This is a genomic window from Armatimonadota bacterium (assembly GCA_031459855.1).
Lineage (GTDB): Bacteria > Sysuimicrobiota > Sysuimicrobiia > Sysuimicrobiales > Humicultoraceae > Fervidifonticultor > Fervidifonticultor primus.
Genome location: JAVKHP010000001.1, coordinates 1466311 through 1487489 on the forward strand (window position 1 = coordinate 1466311; position 21179 = coordinate 1487489).

Genomic DNA, 21179 nt, shown 5'->3' on the forward strand with positions numbered 1-21179 from the left:
TGGAGGGACATGAAAGTCTACATGGCCGATCGGGACCTCCCGGGGATCACCCTGGAGCAGCTCGCGGACGCCCAGCGCCGGGCCATCGAGACCAGCCGCCGGTTCACCCAGGAGGGGAAGCCGGTCCGCTACATCCGGAGCACGTTTGTGCCCGGCGAGTCCCACGTCATGTGCCTGTTCGAGGCCGCCAGCGCTGCGCTGGTCGAAGAGGTGAATCGGGCCGCCGGCATTCCCTTCGTCCGGGTCGTCGAAGCGCTCGACCTCACGCCCCGGTAACGCTTTCCACCTGCCGGCTCCAGGAGACGGGACGCGATTCCCGTCCCGTCTCCTGTGCTGTCGGGGGTGGCGGTCCCCGGGAGAGCCCTACGGCAGCAGCCGCGCGCGATGCGGCGGCCAGTAGATGAGGATCGCCGGGCCGACGATCTGCTCCCGCCGCAGGAACCCGAAGACCCGGGAGTCCTCGCTGTTGTTCCGGTTGTCCCCCAGCACGAAGTAGCTGTCGGGCGGCACCACCTCCGGGCCCCAATCCCCGGTCGGCGGGCCCTGGATGCCGTTGAGGTAGACCTCCTCGACCGGCCGATCGTCGACCAGCAGCTGCCCCGCCCGAATCTCGACGCGGGCGCCGGGGCCCGCCACGAGCCGCTTGATGTAGTTGCGGGTCGGATCGCGCGGGTAGCGGAGCACCACCACGTCGCCGGGGCGCGGGGCGCGGAGCCGGTAGACCAGCTTGTTGACCAGCACGCGGTCGTGCGGGAGCAGCGTGGGTTCCATCGAGGACTGCTCGACCTGGTAGGCCTGCGCCACCGACGTCATCACCAGCTGCGCGAGGACGACGGCCACCAGCACGATGGCCAGCACGTCGCGCGCCCCGCGCACGGTGCGACGGAGCGCCTCCCACGCCCGGGCGGCCTGCAACTGCGGGATGGTCCTCATGCGTCCTCCGCGTCCGTCGGTCCGCGTCGGTGGGAGCGCGCCCTCATCGGCGTCGGCCGGGCGGCCTGCCACCGCGCCGGGCCTCCCCCGACGTCGTCGCGTGCCCCTGGGGCCGAACCGACGTACGGTGGCGGAGGGGGTGGGATTCGAACCCACGAGGCAGGCTCGACGCCCACCTACACGCTCTCCAGGCGTGCCGATTCAACCGCTCTCGCACCCCTCCGCGGTCGTCTTTCAGTATAGCGTGCGCGCATGCGCACCGACCAGGTGGGCTGGCGGCGCACTGAACGGGGTTGGTGACCGGACACAGGCCGCCGCCGCGTCCGGGACATCATGGCGCCGACGGACCACTGAGCTCGCCGGACGCGCCGGGCTCCGGGGGCACGAACCGGTAGCCGAACCCGCGCACGGTGACGATCACCTTCGGCTGGCCGGGGTGCTCCTCGATCTTGGCCCGCAGCATGTGCACGTACTTCTTCACGTCCTCGGCGGCTGCGTCGTCGCGGTCGGGCCAGACCGCCGCCACGATCTCGTCGGTCGAGAACACCTTCCCGGGGCGCGCGGCCAGCAGCCGGAGCAGCTCGTACTCCTTGGGCGACAGCACCACCGGCCGGCCCCGCACCACCACCTCTTTGCGTTCGTCGTCCAGCGTCAGCGCACCGGCGCGGATCAGCCGGGGCGCGGTGGGGTAGGCCCGCCGGGCGACGGCGGTGATCCGGGCGTCCAGCTCGCGCAGATCGAACGGCTTGGTGATGTAGTCGTCCGCGCCCAGGTCCAGACCGGCCACCTTGTCCTGCGGCGTGTCGTGGACCGTGACCATGATGACCGGGACCCGGCTGACCTTGCGCACCGCCTCCAGCACGCGCCAGCCGTCCATGACCGGCAGGTTCACGTCCAGCAGCACGAGCTCGGGGTCGTGGGCCGCCACCGCCGCCAGGGCGCGGCCGCCATCGTCCGCGGTGATCACCTGGTGCCCCTTGGCGGTGAGGTAGCGCACCAGGAGGTCGCGCGAGCGCGCGTCGTCCTCGACGACCAGGATCCTCATGCCGTCCTCCCCCGGGGCAGAGCGACGTAGAACGTCGTCCCGCCCTGCGGACCGCTCTCGAACCAGATGCGGCCGTCCAGCAGTTCCACGTACCGGCGGACCACGGCCAGGCCCAGCCCGATGCCGTCCACCTCGCGGCGGGCCGCGTCGCCCGCGCGCCGAAACGGTTCGAACACCGTGGCGGCGTCCTCGGGGGCGATGCCGGGGCCGGTGTCGGCGACGCTGAAGACCACCTGGCCGTCGGCGGGCGCAACGCCCACCGTGATGCTCCCCCGGGCGGTGTACTTGATGGCGTTGTGCAGGAGGTTGATCAGGATCTGCCGCAGCATCGTCTCGTCGGCGCGCGCCGTCACCGTGCCGTCGATGCGGGTCTCGATGCCGAGGCCCTTGGCGCGGGCCAGGTGGGCCACGTTCTGACACGCCTGCTCGACGACCCCGGCCGCGGGCACGTCGGCCAGCTGCGGGGTGATGCCGCCCGCCTCCAGCGCCGAGTAGCGCAGGATCGCCTCGATGAGGTGGAGCAGGTGGTCCCCGGCCGCGTGGATCGCCTCCAGGTCGCGGCGCTGGGCGTCGGTGAGCGGGCCGTCGATGCCCTCCAGCATGAGCTGGGCATAGGCGCGGATGGCGTGCAGCGGCGTCTTGAGCTCGTGGCTCATGGCTGCCGAGAACTCGTCCTTGATGCGGTTGGCCCGGCGCAGGGCCTCGTTGACCCGGGCCAGCTCCCGGTCGCGCGCCTCGATGGCGGCGGCCATGGCGTTGAACTCCTCCGCCAGCAGCTGCAGCTCGTCGCGGGTCGTCGCCTGCACGCGGGCGGCGTAGTTGCCGCGGCGCACGTCGCGAATGCCCGCGGCCAGCCGCTCCACCGGGCCCAGGATCGCCCGCGACAGCCCCACGGCGGCCAGCGTGCCCGCGGCCAGCAGCAGCGCCCCGGCCAGCGCGATCATGCGCGTCTCCCGCCGGATGGCGCGGGCGACGTCCGAGAGCGGAAACCCCACGCGGACGAAGACCTGCCGCTCCAGCGGGAACTCGGGGACGGCCCGCAGGAGGTCGAGGTAGGGCGTGCCCGAGGGCGAGCGGCGCATGTAGATCGCCATCGGGCGGTCCAGCGGCGGGACGGCGACGGCCAGATCGGCGCGCCCGTCGGTGAACTGCAGGCGGCCGTCGCGGTAGATCTGCGCGTACAACACGGTCCCGGCCACCAGCCGGCGCGTGAGGCGGCTGCTGGTGGGCCCGGGCGTCAGGCCTTCCGGGGTGCGCAGGAACGACGACGCTTCGCGCGCCAGCTCTTCGGCCACCACCTTGGCCCGCAGCCGCACCTGCTCGCCAAGCGCGGCGCGCAGGCGCGAGGCCGCCAGCACTCCGAAGACCGCCGCGAACAGCGCGGCCAGCCCGACGAAGGCCAGCAGGAACTTGCGCCGCAGGCCAGGCCCGCTCACGTCAAGATCTATAGTACCCCAATCGCTGCAGAGTACGCCGTGGCCGCACGATACGCCGGCGCCCCGGCGGCACCGTGCAGCCGTCGGCACGCTGCCAGGCGCCGACGCGCGTCTCCGACACTGGCACGAACGCGGGCGGCGCGCCGGCTGGCGCGCCGCCCGGGGGCATATGATGCACGGGCACAGGCGATCTATCCGCAGCGGCGCAGGGGTTCTTCGCGCCGCGTGCCCGCGCCGTCTCCTTACGCCGTCCTCCGCTCCGTATCCGTCTCTGGGGTACCAGAGCGAAGCGGTGCGAAGGCAGCGGTTTGCCGTCTCCTTACGCCGTCTTCCGCTCCGTACCCCGTCTTCCGCTCCGTACCCCGTCTCCCTAGCGGTCGATCGCGATCTGGACGATCTTCTTCGCCGTCTCGAGGGTGCGCACCACCGCCTGCATGAGCTGCGCTGCCTCGTCGGAGACCCGCGCGGTCTGCACGTCGCCCTCCAGCCCGCCACCGCCGCCGGCTGGCTGCGTCCGCGCCGCGAGGGTCAGGGCTTCGGCTGCCTGCCGGATCGCGCGGTCGACGAGCTGCTGGGCCTGCTCCTCCGGCCGCATCCCGCGGGTGCCTAGCACGCCGCTGGGTCCGACCGTCGCGGAGAGGTCCAGCGCTGGCTGCGCGGGCTGTGGGGTCGTGGTCTCGGGGGCGGTCCCTGCCTGGGCGAGCTCGGCCACCTTCCTGGCCGCCGCCTCGGTCCGGCGCTGCATCGCCGCGATCCACTGGACCTCGGCCGCCTCGCGGACCACCCGGGCCTGGATCAGCAGGGGCCGGACGCCCTTGTAGGTGTTGGGATCTCCGGCGATCAGCCGGAACTGGGGCTCCCCGGCCCCCGCAAGCAGGTTCACCGACTCCTGGATGTGCCGCTGCTGCGCCGCCGCGTCCACCGCCACGACCGCGAGCTTGGCTTCGTGGAGCGCGCGGTCGAGCTCGGCCATGGCCTGCATCAGGGGGGTCTTGTCCACGACCAGTTCGGGCAGCGGTTCGTCCTTCTCTTCTTCGACCTGCGTCGGCACCTGACCCGTGGTCGCCTCCTGCTGCTGCGGCTTGGGGGGCTCGCTCTGGGCGACGACGGTCTTGCGGACCTCCGGCGCAAGGGCGGGCGCCTGGGGGGCGGGCGCATCGGCTGCGACCGGCGCGATCACGGTCTCCTCGGCCGGCGGCGCGACCTCGTCGAGCGGATGCGTGTAGATGTGCGTGAACGCCAGTGACGCCGTGGCCAGGATCGTCACCGGCACCAGCGCCAGCAGGAATCGCTTCACCGTGACACCTCCGGGGATTCAGGATCGTTCCCGTCTTTCTTATAAGGGTGCCAGCCGGCCGGGCGCCCGACCATGGTAGGGCCGTTCCCGGAAGGTGGAAATTCGGTCAGCGGCCCCGGACGGTCGAGGTCGTGGGGACCCCAGACGACCACGGAGCGGGACGTCCGGACGCTGCCACGACGTGCGGTCTCCGCGGCGCCGCTGACGGGCAGACGATGGCGGCGCCCACGTGCCCGCGCGCACCATGCGACACCAGGATCCCTGCGGAATCGGTAACGCCCGGACGATGGCGGAGGAGGTGGGATTTGAACCCACGAGGCGCGCATGCGCCCAACGGTTTTCGAGACCGTCCGGGTACCGGGCTCCCGAACTCCTCCAACGTCTCAATGTACCATGTCGCGGCCCTTGACGCCATGCGAGCCGGTGCGGTGTAATCCTGAACCGTGCCGTTCCCCATCCTCGCCAACCTCGTCGTCCTGCTGGTGGTCCTGGCGGGCCCGTTCCTCTCCCGCCGGATCGAGCAGAACCTCGAGGCATTCCTGTTCGTCGCCGGCGTGGCCTCGGCCCTGGCGTCGGGGGTGCTCACGGTGCCCCTGATCGGTGAGGCGCTGCGCCATCCGCTGCCGATCACCGCAGCGGTCTTCGGGTTCGGCCTGCTCTTCCTGTGGGCGCGCACCCACGTGGGGCAGGCCGTCGACTGGGCCCAGGCCCGGATCGGCGCCGGCGCCCTCGTGGCGGTGGCCACCGTGGGGCTGGGGCTGGCCGCGAGTGTCGTCACGGCGATCATCGCCTCGCTGGTGCTCGTGGAGTTCATCTCGGCCCTGCGCCTGCCCCGGCGCACCGAGACCCGCATCGTGGTGTTCGCCTGCTTCGCCATCGGCCTGGGCGCCGCGCTCACGCCGGTCGGCGAGCCGCTGTCGACCATCGCCACGGCCAAGCTCCGGCAGGAGTTCTGGTTCCTGCTGCGGCTGCTGGGGCCCTACGTCGTCCCGGGCGTGGTGGCGCTGGGAGTGCTGGCGCGCGTGGCAGCGCGGGACGCCGTGCGGGGCGCGGGCGACGCCGCATCGACCGGTGCGCCGGGCGCACCGCTCGCAGACGCGCCGGGCGCCTCCGGGACCCCCGACGCCCCCCTGGCCTCGGCAGCGGGCGCGTCGCCCGACGCCCTCCCAGCCCCCGCAGCGGGCGCGTCGCCCGACGCCTCCCTGATCGCGTCGCCTGCGGTCGAGTCGGTGCGCACCGTGGTGGTCCGGGCCGCCCGCGTCTACCTCTTCGTGGTGGCGCTCACGCTGCTGGGGGAAGGGTTCCGGCCGGTGATCGAGGCGTACGTGATCGGCCTCGACGCGCGCGTGCTCTACTGGATCAACATGGTCTCGGCCGTGCTGGACAACGCGACGCTGACAGCCGCCGAGGTCGACGCGCGCATGAGCGCCCGGCAGGTCCAGGCCGTGCTCATGGGGCTGCTGGTCAGCGGTGGGATGCTGATCCCCGGCAACATCCCCAACATCGTCGCCGCGGGGCGCCTGGGGATCGGGAGCCGCCAGTGGGCGCAAGTGGCGGTGCCGGTGGGCGCCGCGCTCCTCGTGCTCTACTACGTCGTCCTGTTCGTGCTGTAAACGACAAACGACCGGAGACTGCACCACGCGGCCGGCCGCTGGCGTGGTGGCCGCGGGTGGCAGCCCCGGTACCGGCACCGGGGCTGCGATGTCCCGCAGGACGCAATAGCGGCACGACGACATCGGAGGCCACACGGCGCCGAAGGCTGCGCGCCGGCGCAGGCCGAACCCCTCCAGCGGCGGTGCGGGACAGGACGCGGGGCGCGTTCGCGGGCGCGCCGCCGGGGCCGACCCCGTGGTGCGTCGTCGGGGGTGCCAGAGGGCGCCCCGTCGGCGTCGACTACGGCGCCCCGGCACGTGGGCGGCAGGTGGAGGACGTGCGGTGCGTCGGAGGACGTGCCGTCGGGGAGGGACGACGATGCGGCAGACGATGTGGGTCGCAGCGGGTGTGGTGCTCGCCGCCGCGGCGCTGGCGGCCGCGACGGCAGCGGGGGGCGTGGCGGGGTTCCTGTGGGGCGCCCGCATGGGCGGCCTCGCGCGCTGGGACGCACCGGCGGAACGCTACCTGAGCGGCGAGGGGCCGGAGAAGATCGCGGTCGTGCGGGTCGTCGGGCCGATCTCGCGCGAGGGCCGGGGTGTCGCGCTGCTGGGCACCGGGGCCTCCAGCCGCGCCCTCGTGGCGTTGCTGGAGCGTGCGCGGCGCGATCCGGCCATCCGGGCGGTGATCGTCGAGCTGGACACGCCGGGCGGCTCGGTGGTGGCCAGCGACGAACTCTACCAAGCCCTCGTCGCGCTGCGGCGTGCCGGCAAACCGGTCGTGGCCCTCCTGACCGAGGTGGCGGCCTCGGGTGGGTACTACGTCGCCGCGGCCGCCGACCACATCGTCGCAGCGCCCACCACCGTCACGGGTAGCATCGGCGTGATCGTGGCGCTGGCCAACACCGAGGCGTTGAGCCGCAAGATCGGCGTCCGCACCATCGTGTTCAAGAGCGGTGCGTTCAAGGACCTGGGTAACCCCAACCGCCCGATGACGCCGGCCGAAGCCGCGATCGTGCAGCGCCTGGTCGACGAGGCCTACGCGCGGTTCGTCGAGGCGGTGGCCCGGGGCCGCAGGATGGATCCCGCGCGCGTGCGGCGGCTCGCCGACGGACGCATCTACACCGGGCTGCAGGCGCAGCGGCTGGGCCTGGTCGACAGCCTGGGCCACCTGCCCGCAGCGGTGACGATCGCCATGCGGCGCGCAGGGCTCGCGCAGGCGACCGTGGTCGAGTACGGCGCCGGCGGCGGCCTGCTGCAGGCCCTGCTCGGCGCGCTCGGCCGCAGCCTGCCCGTGGGGTGGGACGCGGTCGACCCGGCACCGGTGCCCGAGGCCACGGGGGCGGCGCTGGCGGGCTGGGGACTCAGCGTCCAGTACCTGATGGTGCCCTGAGGGCGCGTGGCCGTGACGACGCGGCTGGCGCTGGTGCTCTCGGGCGGCGTCTCGCTGGGCGCCTACCAGGCGGGCGCGGTCGCCGAGCTGCTCTGGGCCCTCGAACATCGCCTCGACGCGTCTGCACCCGTCGTGCTCGACGTGGTCACGGGGGCGTCGGCGGGGGCGATGACCGCAGCGGTGCTGGCCCGCGCGCTGATGGTCGACCGCGCCGCGGCGGCCGACCTGCACCGCGCCTGGGTCAGGGAGATCTCGTTCGCGCAGCTGACCGAGGGGCCGCCGGGTGCGAGCTTCTTCTCCGATCGGGCCATCTGGGCGCTGGCCCGGGCGATCCTGCTCCGCCACCCCGCGACGGCTGCGCGTCCCGCGGCGGGCCCCCACCCCGCGGCCCCCGCCACCCTGCGCGTGGCGTTCGCGCTCGCCAACCTGAACGGTGTGCGCTACTCACTGGGGTACGCCAACACCCCGGGACGGTTCGACACCGCGCTCTTCGCCGACTGGATCACCTTCACGGTGCGGGCGGGCGTTCCCGCCGACTGGCAGGCGATCGCCCGGGCGGCGATCGCCTCCGGCGCGTTTCCGTTCGCATTCCCCACCGTCCGCCTCGAGCGGCGCCTGGCCGACTACCGGCACGCGGACATCTACGCGCCGGACGGCATGCGGGCCTTCACCTACGCCGACGGCGGGCTGTTCAACAACGAGCCGGTGGGGCTGGCCCGCGACCTCGTCGAGGCGGTGGAAGACGAGGAGCCGGCAGCGGCGGCCGACCGCAGGGTCTACCTCCTCGTCGACCCGTTCCCCGGTGCGGCGGCGGTGGCACCGGACCTGGGCGAGGCGCCGCTGTCTGCGCGCGTGCTGGCCGATCGACTCCTCAACGCGGTGCTGGGCGAGGCGTCCAAGCGCGACTGGATCCGCGCCAGCCGCATCAACACGCGGCTGCGCTGGCAGGACCGCCTGCTCGACTGCCTGGCGGCCGTGGTCGCCGACGCCCCGGCACCGTCGCGCGCGGCGGCCGCAGCGCGGGCCGCGGACCTGGTGGCGGAGATCGCAACGTTCAAGGGCACCCGCGCGGCCGGCGAGACCGTCCCGCCCGAGGAGGCACGCCGCCGCCACCTCGACGAGAACCTGCGCCGCCTGGGCCCGCTGCTGGCCCGCGACGACGCGCTCTACGCGCGGGTGCGCGACGATCCCGCGGCGGCCGCGCTCTTCCTCGACCTGGCCTACGCGCTCGAGAACGTCGCGGGGCTGCGCAACAAAGTCGACCTGGACCTGCACCTCATCGCGCCGGCGCCCGGCACGCTGGCCGGCGACTTCCTGGGCAACTTCGGCGGCTTCTTCGACGAGGCATGGCGCGAGCACGACTACCGCCGCGGACGCGCCGACGCCCGGCAGGTGCTGGAGGCGCTGGCACAGACGGTGCCCGCGCTGGCCTACGTCCCGGATGCCGCGGAAGCCTACCGCCCCGCGCGCGACCTAAGCGCGGTGGGCGGCCCCGACGTGCCACCTGCGGCCGCCGCGCACCTGGCGGCGCGGCTCGCCGCACACCTCGCCTGCGCCCTTGTCCCCTCCGCGCGGCCGCGCCTGTGGCGCGCGCTGGCGACGCTGGGCGCCCGCATCGCGGCCCGGCGCATCGTGGCGGGGCTGCTGCGCCGTCCCGCCGGCAGCTAGTCGCTTCGAGACACCTGCGGCCGCCCCAGCGCGCGTCGGGGCGCATGCGCGTCGGGGCACATGCGCATCGGGGCTCCACATCGGGACGCACGCTCGTCAGGGAGCCGGGGGCCCCGCGTCGCACCGCCGGCTTCGGGCAGGGGATCGGGCCGGTGCTGCCGAACGCCTATATGCACGTTTGCGCGTTCATGAACATTTGTTCACTTTGCCGATGGGACTGCTGACGCGCCTGCAGGCGCGCGCGCGCGAGGGACGGCCGATCCGCGTGGCGGTGGTCGGCGCGGGCCAGATGGGCGCGAGCCTGTGCCGGCGGTTGGGACGCCTGCCCGGGTTCGTCCTGGTGGGTGCCTGCGACGTGGTGCCCGACCGCGCGGCGGCGGCGCTGGCGCACGCCGGCGTCCCCGTCGGGTCTGCCGGGGACGACGGTGAGGCCACGCGCCTCGCGCACGCAGGGCGCGCGGTGGCCACCACGCGCGCCGATGTGCTCCTCGACCTGCCCGAGGTCGACGTGGTCGTAGACGCCACGGGCGACCCCGACGCCGGTGGGCGGCTGGCGCTGGCGGCGCTGGCGCGGCGGCGTGCCGTGGTCACCCTCAACGTCGAGGCCGAGGCCACGGTGGGGCCGCTCCTGGCGTGGCAGGCGCGCGCTGCCGGCGTGGTCTACACGCTGGCCGCCGGCGACGAGCCCGCGGTCCTGGCCGAGCTGGTCGAGTTCGCGCGGGTGGTGGGGCTCGACGTGGTCTGTGCGGGGAAGGGCAAGAACAACCGCCTCGACCGTACCGCCACCGCGGCGTCGGTGGCGCTGGAGGCCGCGCAGCGGGGCATGAGCCCGCGCATGCTGGCCGCCTTCGTGGACGGCACCAAGACCATGGCGGAGCTCACGGTCCTGGCCAACGCCACCGGCCTCGTCCCCGACCGCCCTGGCCTCCACGGTCCGCGGGCAGACCTGGCCGACCTGCTGCGCGTGTTCGTGCCCGTCGCCGACGGCGGCCTCCTGCAGCGCAGCGGTGTGGTCGACTTCGCCGTGGGCGACGTGGCGCCCGGGGTCTTCGTGGTGGGCCGGACGGACGATGCTGCGTTGCGGCGGGACCTCGCCTACCTCCGGATGGGTGCGGGGCCCTACTACCTGCTCTACCGTCCGTACCACCTGGCCAGCCTGGAGGCGCCGGTGACGATCGCGCGCGCCGTGCTCGACGGCGAGGTGACCATGGCGGCATCCGGCGCCCCCGTGGCCGAGTGCGTCGCGGCCGCCAAGCGCGACCTCCACCCGGGCGACGTGCTCGACGGCATCGGCGGGGATGCGGTCTACGGCGTGACCCTGGCGGCCGACGAGGCGCGGGCGCGCGAGGCCGTGCCGGTGGGGGTGACCACCGGGGCGCGCGTGCGCCGCCCGGTGGCCCGCGACGCGCTGCTGACGGCGGCCGACGTTGAGCTCGACGAGTCCCTGGCCGTGGTGCACCTGCGGCGGCTGCAGGACGTCCTGGTGCGCGACGGCACGCTGCCGCCGCTGGCCGCAGACGCCGGGCGCCTGCCCGCGCGGGCGGGATCGGCATGACGCACCGCACCCCGGCGCCTCGCGTCCCGGCTCTGCCACATCGGGGCTGGCGGGTGCACGCGTCATGAGCCGCGGCGAGACGGGCGCGGGCGAGACGCGCGCGATGGAGGGCCGGACACAGGCCGCGCGCGCGGGGGCGCGCGCCGCCGCGCTGCTGGCCAAGGTGGCCGACCTGTACTACCTGCGCGACCTCACGCAGCAGGAGATCGCCGCACGCCTGGGGCTGTCGCGGCCCACGGTCTCGCGCCTGCTGCGGCGCGCCCGCGAGGTGGGCGTCGTGCGCATCGAGATCGCGGCCCCGCCCGGGACGCACCACGAGCTCGAGCGCGCCCTGGAGGACCGCTTCGGCCTGCGCGAGGCCATCGTGGTCACCGGCGACGCCGGCGATCCCGAGGCGACGCGGCGCGCGCTGGGCCGCGCCGGCGCCCGCTACCTCGAACGCGCGCTGCAGGGCGGTGCGCGCGTGGGCATCTCGTGGGGGACCACGCTGCGGGCGGTGGTGGACCACCTGCGGCCCCGGCCATTGCGGCCGGTGGTCGTGCCGCTGGTGGGCGGCGTCGGGCAGGTGGCACCCGGCATCCACGCCAACGACCTGGCCGCCGGCCTGGCCGCTGCGTTCGCGGGCCAGGCCCACCTGCTCCACGCGCCGGCCATCGTCGCAGCGCCCGCGCTGGCGCGCGCCCTGCTGGCCGACGTCGGCATCCGACGGGTGCTGGCGCAGGCGCGGACGGTGGACGTGGCGGTGGTGGGGATCGGCGCGCTCGTGCCGTCGTCCACGCTGGTGCGCAGCGGCTACTTCTCGGCGGCCGACCTGGCGCAGCTGCGGCGGCGGGGCGCCGTGGGCGACATCTGCACGCGGGCCTACACCGCGACGGGCGCACCCGTCGACGGCGCCCTCGACCGGCGCATCCTGGCGGTGACCCTCGACGACCTCCGGCGCATCCGCACCGTGGTGGCGGTGGCCGGCGGGGCAGAGAAGGCGGCGGCGATCGCCGGGGCGCTGCGGGGCGGCCTGGTGGACGTGCTCGTCACCGACCACGTGGCGGCCGCCGCCGTGCTGGACGCTGCCCGCACCGCGACGGTGGCCTCCGCAGCGCGCGCGGAGGGCGTACGGTGAAGGCGCTGGCCCTGCCCACCGATCGGCTCGTCGGGCTCCTGCGCACCATGCTGCTCATTCGGGCGTTCGAGGAGCGGGCGGAGGTGCTCTTCACCCAGGGGCGCGTCCACGGCACGATGCACCTGAGCATCGGGCAGGAGGCGGTCGCCGCGGGCGTCTGCGCGGCGCTGCGGCCCGACGACTACATCCTCAGCACCCACCGGGGCCACGGCCACTGCCTGGCCAAGGGCGCCGACGTGCGCGCCATGATGGCCGAGTTCCTCGGGAAGGCCACGGGGCTGTGCCGCGGCCGGGGCGGCAGCATGCACATCGCCGACGTCGAGGGCGGCAACCTGGGCGCCAACGGCATCGTGGCCGGCGGCCTCCCGATTGCCACCGGGGTGGGGCTATCGATCCAGCTGCGGCGCAGCGGCCAGGTGTGCGTGGCGTTCTTCGGCGACGGCGCCGCCAACGAGGGCGCGTTCCACGAGGCGCTGAACCTGGCCTCCATCTGGCGGCTGCCGGTGGTGTTCGTCTGCGAGAACAACCAGTACGCCATGTCCATGCCCGTGGCGCGCAGCATGAACGTCGAGCGCATCAGCCAGCGCGCCTGCGCCTACGGCATCCCCGGGGAGACCATCGACGGCATGGACGTCCTGGCGGTCTACACCGCGGCGGCTGCCGCCGTGGCTCGGGCGCGCGCCGGCGAGGGCCCGACGCTGCTGGAGTGCGTCACCTACCGCTACCGGGGCCACAGCAAGAGCGACCTCCAGCGCTATCGCACCCGCGACGAGGTCGACGCCTGGCGGCAGCGCGACCCCATCGTGCGCTTCCGGCAGTGGCTGGTGGCCGAAGGCCTGCTGACCGACGACGCGGCGGCGCGGCTCGAGGCCGAGGCGCGTGCGATCATCGACGACGCGCTGCGGTTCGCCGAGGCCAGCCCCGAGCCCGATCCGGCGACGCTGCTCGACGACGTCTACGCAGACGACGGCCCGACCGCTGCCGCCCCTGACCCGGCCGCTGGCGATCCCGATGCTCATGCGCGCCGCCCCCGCGACGGCCAGGGTCCGCCTCGGGTGCCGGATGCCGATTCTGCGGGCGCCGACGCGCCCCACCGCGGGTCGGGGCACGCTCCGGAGGCCGGCGCGCTGTGATGACGGCCACGCGTGAGCTCACCTACCGCGAGGCGCTGCGCGAGGCCCTGCGCGCGGAGATGCGCCGTGACCCGCGGGTCGTGCTGCTGGGCGAGGACATCGGCGTCTACGGCGGCGCGTTCGCGGTCACCGACGGCCTGCTGGCCGAGTTCGGCCCCGAGCGGGTGCGCGACACGCCCATCTCGGAGGCCGCCATCACCGGGTGCGCCATCGGCGCGGCCCTCACGGGCCTGCGGCCCGTGCTGGAGATCCAGTTCATGGACTTCATCACGCTGGCCATGGAGCAGCTGGTGCTGCAGGCCGCGAAGATCCGCTACATGTTCGGTGGCAAGGCGCGTGTGCCCATGGTGGTCCGCACGCCTGCGGGCTCGGGCACCGGCGCCGCCGCCCAGCACTCCGAGAGCCTGGAGGCGTGGTTCGCGCACGTGCCCGGGTTGAAGGTGGTGGCGCCGGCCACGCCGGCCGACGCGGCCGGGCTGCTGCTGGCGAGCATCCGTGACGACAACCCGGTGGTGTTCGTGGAGCACAAGCTGCTCTACAAGGAGCGCGGCCCCGTGCCCGAGCCGCTGACCCCGGTACCGCTGGGCCAGGCCGCGGTGGTGCGCCCGGGCAGCGACGTCACCGTGATCGCCACGTCGGTGATGGTCGGGCGCGCCCTGGCCGCCGCCGCCCGGCTGGCGCAGGAGGGCATCAGCGTCGAGGTGGTCGATCCCCGCACCCTGCGGCCGCTCGACGTGCCCACGCTGGAGGCCTCGGCGCGCAAGACCGGGCGCGTGGTCATCGTCTACGAGGCCACCAAGACCCTGGGCATCGGCGCCGAGATCGCCGCGCGGCTGGCCGAGACGGAGACGTTCTACTACCTCGACGCGCCCATCGTGCGCCTGGGCGGACAGGAGTGCCCGCTGCCGTACAACCGCACCCTCGAGCGCGCCGCGGTGCCGCAAGAGGAGGACATCGTCGCCGCCGTCCGGCAGGTGCTGGGCGGCTAGGGGCGGAAGCAGGTCTGGGTCCACGCGGAGGACACCGTGCCGACCGTCGAGGAACGCTACGAGGTCGAACTCTACTGCGGGCGCTGCCGGCGGGCCACGGCGCACCTGGTGGCGCCCGGGGCCGGCGGGCTGTCGCGCGTGCTGTGCGCGGTCTGCGGCCGCGCCGTGGCCGTCGACACCCTGCACTTCATGGAGCAGTACGTCAACAGCGTGGCGCGTCGCCTGCTGGCCAAGCCCTTCGAGATCACCACCGAGTTCCGGCGGAGCCCGCGGGAGTTCATCACCACGCTGCCCGGGCGCGTCTTCACCAAGCCCTTCCGCGTGGCGGCCGAACTGCGGGCGACCATGGACATCGTGCGCCCGCGGCCCCGGCCGCGGCGCCGCCACCGGCCGGTGCTGGCCGCCGCGCCGGGCGAGTTGCCGCCGGTGCAGCGCCACTGCCAGGTGCTGCTGAGCGCGCCGCTGCTGTGGGCGCACGACCCCGCCGACGTGCTGGATGCCGCCGTGGAGTTCGGCTACGACGGCGTCGAGCTGTGGGCCTACCACCTGGTGCGCGACGGCGCCGACCCCGCGGCGCTCGGGGAGGCCGCGCGCCGGCGGGGCCTCGTGGTGGTCCTGCACGCGCTCAGCTGGGACCTGAACGTCACCTCGACGCTGGAGGGCATCCGCCGGGCGTCGCTGGAGGCGCTGCAGACGTCGCTCGCCATGGCGGTGGCCCTGGGCGCCCGGCTCGTGGTGATGCACCCCGGGCGCACCACGGCGCCGCACGACGACGCCGAGGCCTACTGGCCCGGGCTGGTGGCGGCGGTCCGCACGCTGGCCGACGAGGCGGCGGCCAGGGGCCTGGTGGTGGGCGTCGAGCACATGGAGCCGCGCCAGGGCGAGTTCGTCGTAACGCCCGCTGACGCCAACCGGCTGGTGCGCGAGGTCGACCGCGCCAACGTCGGCACCGTGGTCGACGTCGCGCACATCCCATGGGGCGAGGACGAGGTGGCGTTCATCGCGCAGCTCGAGCGGGTGGTCCACGTCCACCTCAGCGACGCCGACGAGGCGCGTCTGCACCTCCCCCTGGGCCAGGGCGGCCGCGACCTCGCGCGCATCCTGGCGGGGCTGCGCGACTACCGGGCGGCCATCGCCCTGGAGGGCTTCTCGCTGGGCGCCGGGCGCGACCTGGCCCGCTGGAACAAGGCGCGCTTCGAGGAGCTCTGGCGCGAGGCCGTGGTGCCGACCTGACCGACGCGCCCCCGCGGGCCCACGGCGCGGGTGATGGTGCGGGCGGCGGCGCGACGGGTAACGAGTGTCGAGATCCCAAAGCGTCGACGGGGTGGCCGGGCGCCGGTGCCCTCGGCACGCGCGACGGCGTAACGCCCGTCGAGATCACGTGGTGGAGGAGGGTAGCGTATGATGCGTGGCGTGCTGGTCGCGATCCTGATCGCCCTGCTGGCGGCGGGCGGCCCGGGGGCCGCGGGCGCCGGGCCTGCAGTCAGCGGGACGTTCACGCTCTATACGTCAGAGTCCGAGGACGACATCAACCTGCTGGTGGGCGACTTCAAGCGACGCCATCCGGGCGTCGACGTGAAGATCTTCCGGGCCGGCTCGGGGCCGGTGGTCGCCAAGCTGCAGGCCGAGCTCCAGGGCGGCCGCATCCAGGCCGACGTCATCTGGTTCGCCGACATCGCCTTCTTCCAGGACCTGGCCCGGCGCGACCTGCTGCTGGCCTACGCCCCGCCCACCGGCCGACGGGCCGACCCCAAGCTGCACTACGACGGCAACCGCTACCACGAGGTGCGCCTGATCTTCAACGTGGTGGCGTTCAACACCAACCACGTCCGGTTCCGGCCGACGTCGTGGTGGGACCTGACGCTGCCGCGCTACCGGGGCCGCGCGGGCATGCCCAACCCGTTCGTCTCGGGCGCCGCCTTCGCCCACGTCGGCACCTTCGCCAGCATGCGGGAGTTCGGGTGGGACTACTACCGCAAGCTGAAGGAGAACGACGCCAGGATCCTCCGCGCGAACGGCGACGTGCTGCGGGCGCTGGCCGCCGGCGAGATCAGCATCGCCCAGATCGTCGACTTCTTCGTGCGCGCGGCCAAGGCCCAGGGCTCGCCGGTGGACCACATCTGGCCCCAGGAGGGCGCCGTGCTGGTGCCCACGCCGATCGCCATCATCAAGGGGACGCCCAACGAGGCCGCCGCCAAGGCGTTCCTCGACTACCTGTACACGCCCGAGGCCCAGCGCCTGTTCGTGCAGCGGGCGTACGTGCCGGTGATCCCGGGCATCCCGCTGCCGCAGGGGGCGCCCGATCCGTCCGACCTGAAGCTCATCCAGACCAACCTGGGCTACATCGACAGGCACCGCGAGGAGATCAAGCGGACCTTCTCGGAGCTGTTCGGCATCCAGTGACGGCCATGCAGGAGGCCGCCGTCCCGCTGCGCCGGACGGACTGGCCGCGCGCCGCCCTGCGCGTGGGGGCCGCCGCGGCCGCCGTGGCGCTTGCGGGACTCCTGCTGGTGCTGGTGCTCTACCCCTCGGTGGTCCTCATCCTCCAGTCGTTCGTCGCCGAGGGGCGTCTCTCGATGGCGCACTACGTGCGCCTGGCCCGCGACCCGGCGGCCCAGCGCGTGCTGGTCAACAGCCTGGTGACCTCGGGGTGGGCGACCGTGGGCGGCACGGCCCTGGGCGCGGTGCTGGCCTGGCTCGTGGCCCGCACCGACCTGCCGGGCCGCGGCCTCTGGCGCACCCTGCTCCTGCTGCCCTACATGATCCCGCCGTTCATCGGCGCCATCGCGTGGGTCTACCTGGCTGGCCCCGCCGGGTACCTCAACCAGGCGTGGCGCGCGCTGACCGGCGCCCAGGAGCCGCTGGTGGTGATCTACGGCCAGGCCGGGATCGTGCTGGTCCTGATCCTCTACGGCTACCCCATCGCGTACCTGGCGGCGCTGGGCGTGCTCGAGCGCATGGACCCGTCGCTGGAAGCCGCGGCGCGCCTGGCGGGCGCGGGCCCCTGGCGCGTGCTGCGCGACGTCACGCTGCCGCTGGCCGCGCCGGGCGTGCTGGCCGGCGCGCTGCTGCTGGCCATGTCGTCGCTGGCCAACTTCGGCATCCCCGCGGTGCTGGGCTTTCCCGCCCGCTACTTCGTGCTGCCCACGCGCATCTACACCACGATCCTGAACTTCGACCTGCGCGACAACCTGCGGGTGGCCGCCGCGCTGTCGATGTGGCTGGTGGCGATCGCGGGCGTGCTGCTGGCGGCGCAGCGCGCGCTCCTGCGCCGCGGGCGGTTCACCGTCGTGGGCGGTCAGACCGCCCAGCGGCACCTGGTGGCGCTGGGTCGGTGGCGCGGCCCGGTGGCGGCGCTCCTGGGCCTGTTCGTGTGCATCAGCGCCGGGCTGCCCTTCCTGGCGGTGCTGTTGACCTCGCTCATCCGCGCCTACGGCCTGCCACCCCACTGGGAGCACTTCACCCTGCAGCACTACGCCACGGCGCTGTTTGGCATCCCCAAGGTGCACCGCGCGCTGCTCAACAGCCTGCTGCTGGCCGGCGGCGCCGCCACGCTGGTGGTGATCCTGGGCGCGGCCATCGGCTACCTGCGCACCCGTGCACGCCTCCCCGGCGCCGGGGCGGTGGACCTGCTGGTCATGCTGCCCTACGCGGTGCCGGGGACGGTGGTCGCGCTGGCGATGATCCTGGCCTGGGTGCGGCCGGTGCCCGTGCTCGGCATCCGGCTCTACGACACGATCTGGATCCTGCTGGTGGCGTACGTAGCGCGCTTCCTGGCGTTTGGCGTGCGTACGGCGGCAGCGGGCCTGGCCCAGGTGCACGAGTCGCTGGAAGAGGCCGCGCGGTGCAGCGGGGCGCGCCCGCTGCAGGCGTTTCGCGACATCGTGCTGCCCATCATCCGTCCCAGCCTGATCGCCGGATGGCTGCTGGCGTTCATCCCGGCGGTGGCCGAACTCACCCTGTCGATCCTGCTGTTCTCGGTGGGCAACGAGACGCTGGGCGTGGTGATCTTCGGGCTGCACGACGAGGGCAAGATCGCCCTGAGCGCGGCCCTGGCGGTGCTGGTCACCACCCTGCTGGTGGCCTTCAACCTGCTGGCCCGGCGCGTGCTGCAGGGCGAGGTCGGGGTCTAAGGCCGCCCGCGCGCCCACAGCGTCACTTGCGGCGGAGGTCGTCGACCAGGGCCACCACGTCCGCGGGGTGGGCCGCCTCGTAGTCCGGGCCGGCCGCCCGCAGCCGCCCGGCTTCGCGGCTGCCCCATAGCGCCGCCACGGCCCGCACGCCCGCGCGCCGCGCCGCCTCGATGTCGAAGACGCCGTCCCCGACCAGCAGCGCGTCGGCAGGGGTGGCCCCCAACGCGTGCAGCGCATGCCAGATCGGGTCGGGCGCCGGCTTGGGGCGCGGTGTGTCCTGCTCGGTCACCACGACGTCGATCCACCGGTCGAGGCCGAAAGCACGCACCGCCAGGTCGGTGGTGCGCCGGCGCTTCGACGTCACGATGGCCATGCGGCAGCCGCGCGCCCGCAGTGCGTCCAGCATCTCGGGGACCCCGGGGAAGAGACGGGCCAGGCGGTCGTGGGCCGCCTCGTAGGCGGTCAGGTAGGCGTCCATGAGCGGCCGCACCTGCTCGGGCCGCACGCCGGGGAGGCGTTCGAACCGCCGCCGCAACGGCGCGCCCCAGTCGGCGGTGATCTCCTCCTCGGTGAGGTCGCGCCCCAGCACCTCCTGGCAGGCGTGACGGAACGCCTCGCTGATCAGGCGGTACGAGTCGAGGAGCGTGCCGTCCAGGTCGAAGAGGACGCACCGCACGGCCCCGTCGCCATCCCGCCTCGACCCACGGACGCCCCGGGCGGCCACCGCCGGTTCCTCCGCGCTCCCGGGCGCCGGCGTCGCGTCGCCAGGGAGCGCGCCCCCGGGCACCGGCGCCGCAACACCTGGAAGCGCGCCCTCAGGCACCGGCCCGCGCCGATCCGCTTCCTGCCCGTGGTTGGACGGTGAGTTCCCAAGCGCCGCTGGCCCGCGGCGCACCGGCCCGCTCACGCAGCGCTCGCGCGCTGCCGCCACCTGCGGTAGCGCGCGACGAGGACCGGCGCGGCCAGCGAGACGGCGGCCAGCGCCAGGATGACCGCCGAGATCGGCCGCCGCACGAAGGTGGTGGGGTCGCCGTTGCTGATGATGAGGGCCTGGCGCATCGTCTGCTCGAGCCGGTCGCCCAGCACCAGGCCCAGGATCGCCGGCCCCAACGGGTAGTCGTGCTTGCGCATGTAGTAGCCCACGGCCCCCAGCGCGACCATCAACGTCAGGTCCACCTGGCTGCGGCCCACGACGTAGACGCCGATGACGCAGACGGCCATGATCAGCGGGTAGAGGTAGCGCTCGGGCGTGCGCAGGATCTGCACGAACAGCCCCACCAGCGGCAGGTTCATGACCAGCAGGACCGTGTTGCTGACGTACATGCTGGCGATCAGGCCCCAGACCACGTCGGGGTGCTTCTGGAAGAGCGTGGGCCCGGGCAGGACGTTGAGGATCAGCAGCGCGCCCATCATCACCGCGGTGGTGGACGATCCGGGCAGGCCCAGGGTGAGCATGGGGATCATGTTCCCCACGGCCGCGGCGTTGTTGGCCGCCTCGGGCGCCGCCACGCCCCGGATGTCGCCCTTCCCGAAGGTCGAGGGGTCCCGGGCGAGGCGCTTCTCCAGGCCGTAGGAGAGGAACGACGCGATGGTGGCGCCGGCGGCCGGCAGGATGCCGATGTAGAAGCCCACGACGGTGCCGCGGATGATCGCCCAGAACGCGTCGGCGAAGTCGCGCGCCGACAGCCAGATGCGCTGGAGGGCCAGCAGCCGCGGCCGGATGGCGATCTCGTTGACCACCAGCATGACCTCCGAGACCGCGAACAGGCCCACGGCGACCGTGACCAGGTCGATGCCGTCCAGCAGCTGCGGGATGCCGAAGGTGTAGCGGTCGGTGCCCGTGACCAGGTCGGTGCCAACGGTGGCCAGCATCAGCCCGAAGCAGGTCGCCAGCAGCGCTTTCACCAGCGACTCCCCCGCCAGGGTCGAGACGCTGGACAGCCCCAGGACCATCAGCGCGAAGTTCTCGGCCGGGCCGAAGGCCAGGGCGTAGGTGGCCAGCGGCACCGAGAACAGCATGAGCGCCACGATGCTCAACGTCCCGGCGATGAACGAGCCGACGGCCGCGATGGCCAGCGCGGGCCCGGCGCGGCCCTGCAGCGCCATCTGGTAGCCGTCGAAGGTCGTCGCCACCGACGACGCCTCGCCGGGCACGTTCATCAGGATCGACGTGGTCGAGCCGCCGTACATCGTGCCGTAGTAGACCGCGGTGAGCATGATCATCGCCGACGCGGGGTGCAGGCCCACGATGAGCGGAATCAGCAGGGCGATGCCGCTGACCGGGCCGATGCCCGGGAGCACCCCGATCATCGTGCCCACGAAGGCGCCCACGAACGCCAGCAGGAGGTTGGTGGGCTGCAGGGCCACCCCGAAGCCGTACCACAGGTTGTGGAGGATCTCGGTCATCGGCCCAGCACGCCGGCCGGCAGCACCAGACCCAGGACGCCGGCGGGCAGCGCCAGGCCCAGCGCGCGGTCGAACACGAGCCACAGGGCCGTGGTGAGGCCCGCGGCCAGCAGCACGGCGCGGGCCGGGCGGCGCTCGCCCAGCCACAGGTGCGAGCCCGCCAAGTAGAGGAACGTGGAGACGACGAACCCCAGCGGCTCCAGTGCCCGGGTGTAGGCGAAGAGGCTGGCTGCCAGCAGGATGGGCCGGCCGTGCTGCCGCCAGAACGGCTCACCGCCGGCGCCGTCGCGCGGGCGAACGAACTGGACAGCCGCCAGCAGGGCGGCGAGGCTGCCAACGAGCACGGGATACGCCGAGGGCCCCACCACGTCGGCCACGGTCGCCCCGCGGAAGGTGGTGGCCTCCCGCGCGTAGAGCACGGCGACGGCGAAGATGACCAGGGCAGCCAGGCGGTCGGACGTCACGGGCAGAGCCTGGCGCGCTGG

17 protein-coding genes, 2 tRNA genes and 1 pseudogene are annotated in these 21179 nt (G+C 74.0%); 11 read left to right on the forward strand and 9 right to left on the reverse strand.

Features of this window, described 5'->3' with window-relative positions; all coding sequences use genetic code 11:
* The first annotated feature begins 9 nt into the window (after positions 1-9).
* Entirely contained in the window at positions 10-276 is a 267-nt protein-coding gene (locus QN157_06670; GenBank protein ID MDR7555278.1) for a DUF4242 domain-containing protein, read from the forward strand.
* A gap of 87 nt (positions 277-363) precedes the next feature.
* Here the strand turns inward: QN157_06670 and lepB are convergent, their stop codons facing one another.
* The 6 genes from lepB to QN157_06700 form a co-directional block, all read right to left on the reverse strand.
* Positions 364-933, reverse strand: coding sequence for a signal peptidase I (gene lepB, locus QN157_06675; GenBank protein ID MDR7555279.1), 570 nt, complete (start codon positions 931-933; stop codon positions 364-366).
* 128 nt (positions 934-1061) lie between these two features.
* Positions 1062-1156: transfer RNA gene (locus tag QN157_06680), tRNA-Ser, on the reverse strand.
* 108 nt (positions 1157-1264) lie between these two features.
* Positions 1265-1978: a response regulator transcription factor gene (locus QN157_06685; protein ID MDR7555280.1), complete on the reverse strand. Its 714-nt coding sequence runs from the start codon at positions 1976-1978 to the stop codon at positions 1265-1267.
* Complete coding sequence (locus tag QN157_06690) at positions 1975-3414, reverse strand: HAMP domain-containing sensor histidine kinase (protein MDR7555281.1); 1440 nt, start codon at positions 3412-3414, stop codon at positions 1975-1977. The genes QN157_06685 and QN157_06690 overlap by 4 nt, the downstream gene beginning before the upstream one ends.
* Before the next feature lie 370 nt (positions 3415-3784).
* Complete coding sequence (locus QN157_06695; protein MDR7555282.1) at positions 3785-4711, reverse strand: hypothetical protein; 927 nt, start codon at positions 4709-4711, stop codon at positions 3785-3787.
* Between the two features lie 287 nt (positions 4712-4998).
* Positions 4999-5088: transfer RNA gene (locus QN157_06700), tRNA-Ser, on the reverse strand.
* Positions 5089-5154: 66 nt separating this feature from the next.
* On the opposite strand from QN157_06700, the gene QN157_06705 reads away from it, so the two are divergent.
* The 10 genes and pseudogenes from QN157_06705 (at position 5155) to QN157_06750 (ending at position 18288) form a co-directional block, all read left to right on the forward strand.
* Positions 5155-6324: a DUF1646 family protein gene (locus tag QN157_06705; GenBank protein ID MDR7555283.1), complete on the forward strand. Its 1170-nt coding sequence runs from the start codon at positions 5155-5157 to the stop codon at positions 6322-6324.
* A 358-nt stretch (positions 6325-6682) separates the two neighbouring features.
* Positions 6683-7693: a signal peptide peptidase SppA gene (gene sppA, locus QN157_06710; GenBank protein ID MDR7555284.1), complete on the forward strand. Its 1011-nt coding sequence runs from the start codon at positions 6683-6685 to the stop codon at positions 7691-7693.
* Positions 7694-7699: 6 nt separating this feature from the next.
* Positions 7700-9361 (forward strand): patatin-like phospholipase family protein, encoded by a 1662-nt coding sequence (locus QN157_06715; protein ID MDR7555285.1) that lies wholly within the window; start codon positions 7700-7702, stop codon positions 9359-9361.
* A 211-nt stretch (positions 9362-9572) separates the two neighbouring features.
* Complete coding sequence (locus QN157_06720) at positions 9573-10916, forward strand: SAF domain-containing protein (protein ID MDR7555286.1); 1344 nt, start codon at positions 9573-9575, stop codon at positions 10914-10916.
* A 64-nt stretch (positions 10917-10980) separates the two neighbouring features.
* Complete coding sequence (locus QN157_06725; GenBank protein MDR7555287.1) at positions 10981-12033, forward strand: sugar-binding domain-containing protein; 1053 nt, start codon at positions 10981-10983, stop codon at positions 12031-12033.
* Positions 12030-12995 (forward strand): annotated as a pseudogene (gene pdhA / locus QN157_06730) (pyruvate dehydrogenase (acetyl-transferring) E1 component subunit alpha). The gene QN157_06725 and the pseudogene pdhA overlap by 4 nt, the downstream one beginning before the upstream one ends.
* Positions 12996-13165: 170 nt before the next feature.
* Positions 13166-14155: an alpha-ketoacid dehydrogenase subunit beta gene (locus tag QN157_06735; protein ID MDR7555288.1), complete on the forward strand. Its 990-nt coding sequence runs from the start codon at positions 13166-13168 to the stop codon at positions 14153-14155.
* Positions 14156-14191: 36 nt separating this feature from the next.
* Positions 14192-15388: a sugar phosphate isomerase/epimerase family protein gene (locus QN157_06740; GenBank protein ID MDR7555289.1), complete on the forward strand. Its 1197-nt coding sequence runs from the start codon at positions 14192-14194 to the stop codon at positions 15386-15388.
* A gap of 168 nt (positions 15389-15556) precedes the next feature.
* Entirely contained in the window at positions 15557-16558 is a 1002-nt protein-coding gene (locus QN157_06745) for an ABC transporter substrate-binding protein (protein ID MDR7555290.1), read from the forward strand.
* A 5-nt stretch (positions 16559-16563) separates the two neighbouring features.
* The gene (locus QN157_06750) at positions 16564-18288 is read left to right on the forward strand and encodes an iron ABC transporter permease (GenBank protein MDR7555291.1); all 1725 of its coding nucleotides are present in this window, start codon (positions 16564-16566) and stop codon (positions 18286-18288) included.
* 22 nt (positions 18289-18310) lie between these two features.
* Here the strand turns inward: QN157_06750 and QN157_06755 are convergent, their stop codons facing one another.
* From QN157_06755 to QN157_06765, 3 genes are all read right to left on the reverse strand, one after another.
* The gene (locus QN157_06755) at positions 18311-18964 is read right to left on the reverse strand and encodes an HAD-IA family hydrolase (protein ID MDR7555292.1); all 654 of its coding nucleotides are present in this window, start codon (positions 18962-18964) and stop codon (positions 18311-18313) included.
* Positions 18965-19191: 227 nt separating this feature from the next.
* Positions 19192-20694, reverse strand: coding sequence for a tripartite tricarboxylate transporter permease (locus QN157_06760; GenBank protein MDR7555293.1), 1503 nt, complete (start codon positions 20692-20694; stop codon positions 19192-19194).
* Entirely contained in the window at positions 20691-21158 is a 468-nt protein-coding gene (locus tag QN157_06765; protein MDR7555294.1) for a tripartite tricarboxylate transporter TctB family protein, read from the reverse strand. The genes QN157_06760 and QN157_06765 overlap by 4 nt, the downstream gene beginning before the upstream one ends.
* Positions 21159-21179: the final 21 nt, after the last annotated feature.

Bases quoted from the DNA above. Each gene is read 5' to 3' on its own strand.
- QN157_06670 (MDR7555278.1), top strand. From the start codon at position 10: ATGAAAGTCTACATGGCCGATCGGGACCTCCCGGGGATCACCCTGGAG.
- lepB (MDR7555279.1), bottom strand. From the start codon at position 933: ATGAGGACCATCCCGCAGTTGCAGGCCGCCCGGGCGTGGGAGGCGCTC.
- QN157_06685 (MDR7555280.1), bottom strand. From the start codon at position 1,978: ATGAGGATCCTGGTCGTCGAGGACGACGCGCGCTCGCGCGACCTCCTG.
- sppA (MDR7555284.1), top strand. From the start codon at position 6,683: ATGCGGCAGACGATGTGGGTCGCAGCGGGTGTGGTGCTCGCCGCCGCG.
- QN157_06720 (MDR7555286.1), top strand. From the start codon at position 9,573: ATGGGACTGCTGACGCGCCTGCAGGCGCGCGCGCGCGAGGGACGGCCG.
- QN157_06725 (MDR7555287.1), top strand. From the start codon at position 10,981: ATGAGCCGCGGCGAGACGGGCGCGGGCGAGACGCGCGCGATGGAGGGC.
- QN157_06735 (MDR7555288.1), top strand. From the start codon at position 13,166: ATGACGGCCACGCGTGAGCTCACCTACCGCGAGGCGCTGCGCGAGGCC.
- QN157_06745 (MDR7555290.1), top strand. From the start codon at position 15,557: ATGATGCGTGGCGTGCTGGTCGCGATCCTGATCGCCCTGCTGGCGGCG.
- QN157_06750 (MDR7555291.1), top strand. From the start codon at position 16,564: ATGCAGGAGGCCGCCGTCCCGCTGCGCCGGACGGACTGGCCGCGCGCC.
- QN157_06760 (MDR7555293.1), bottom strand. From the start codon at position 20,694: ATGACCGAGATCCTCCACAACCTGTGGTACGGCTTCGGGGTGGCCCTG.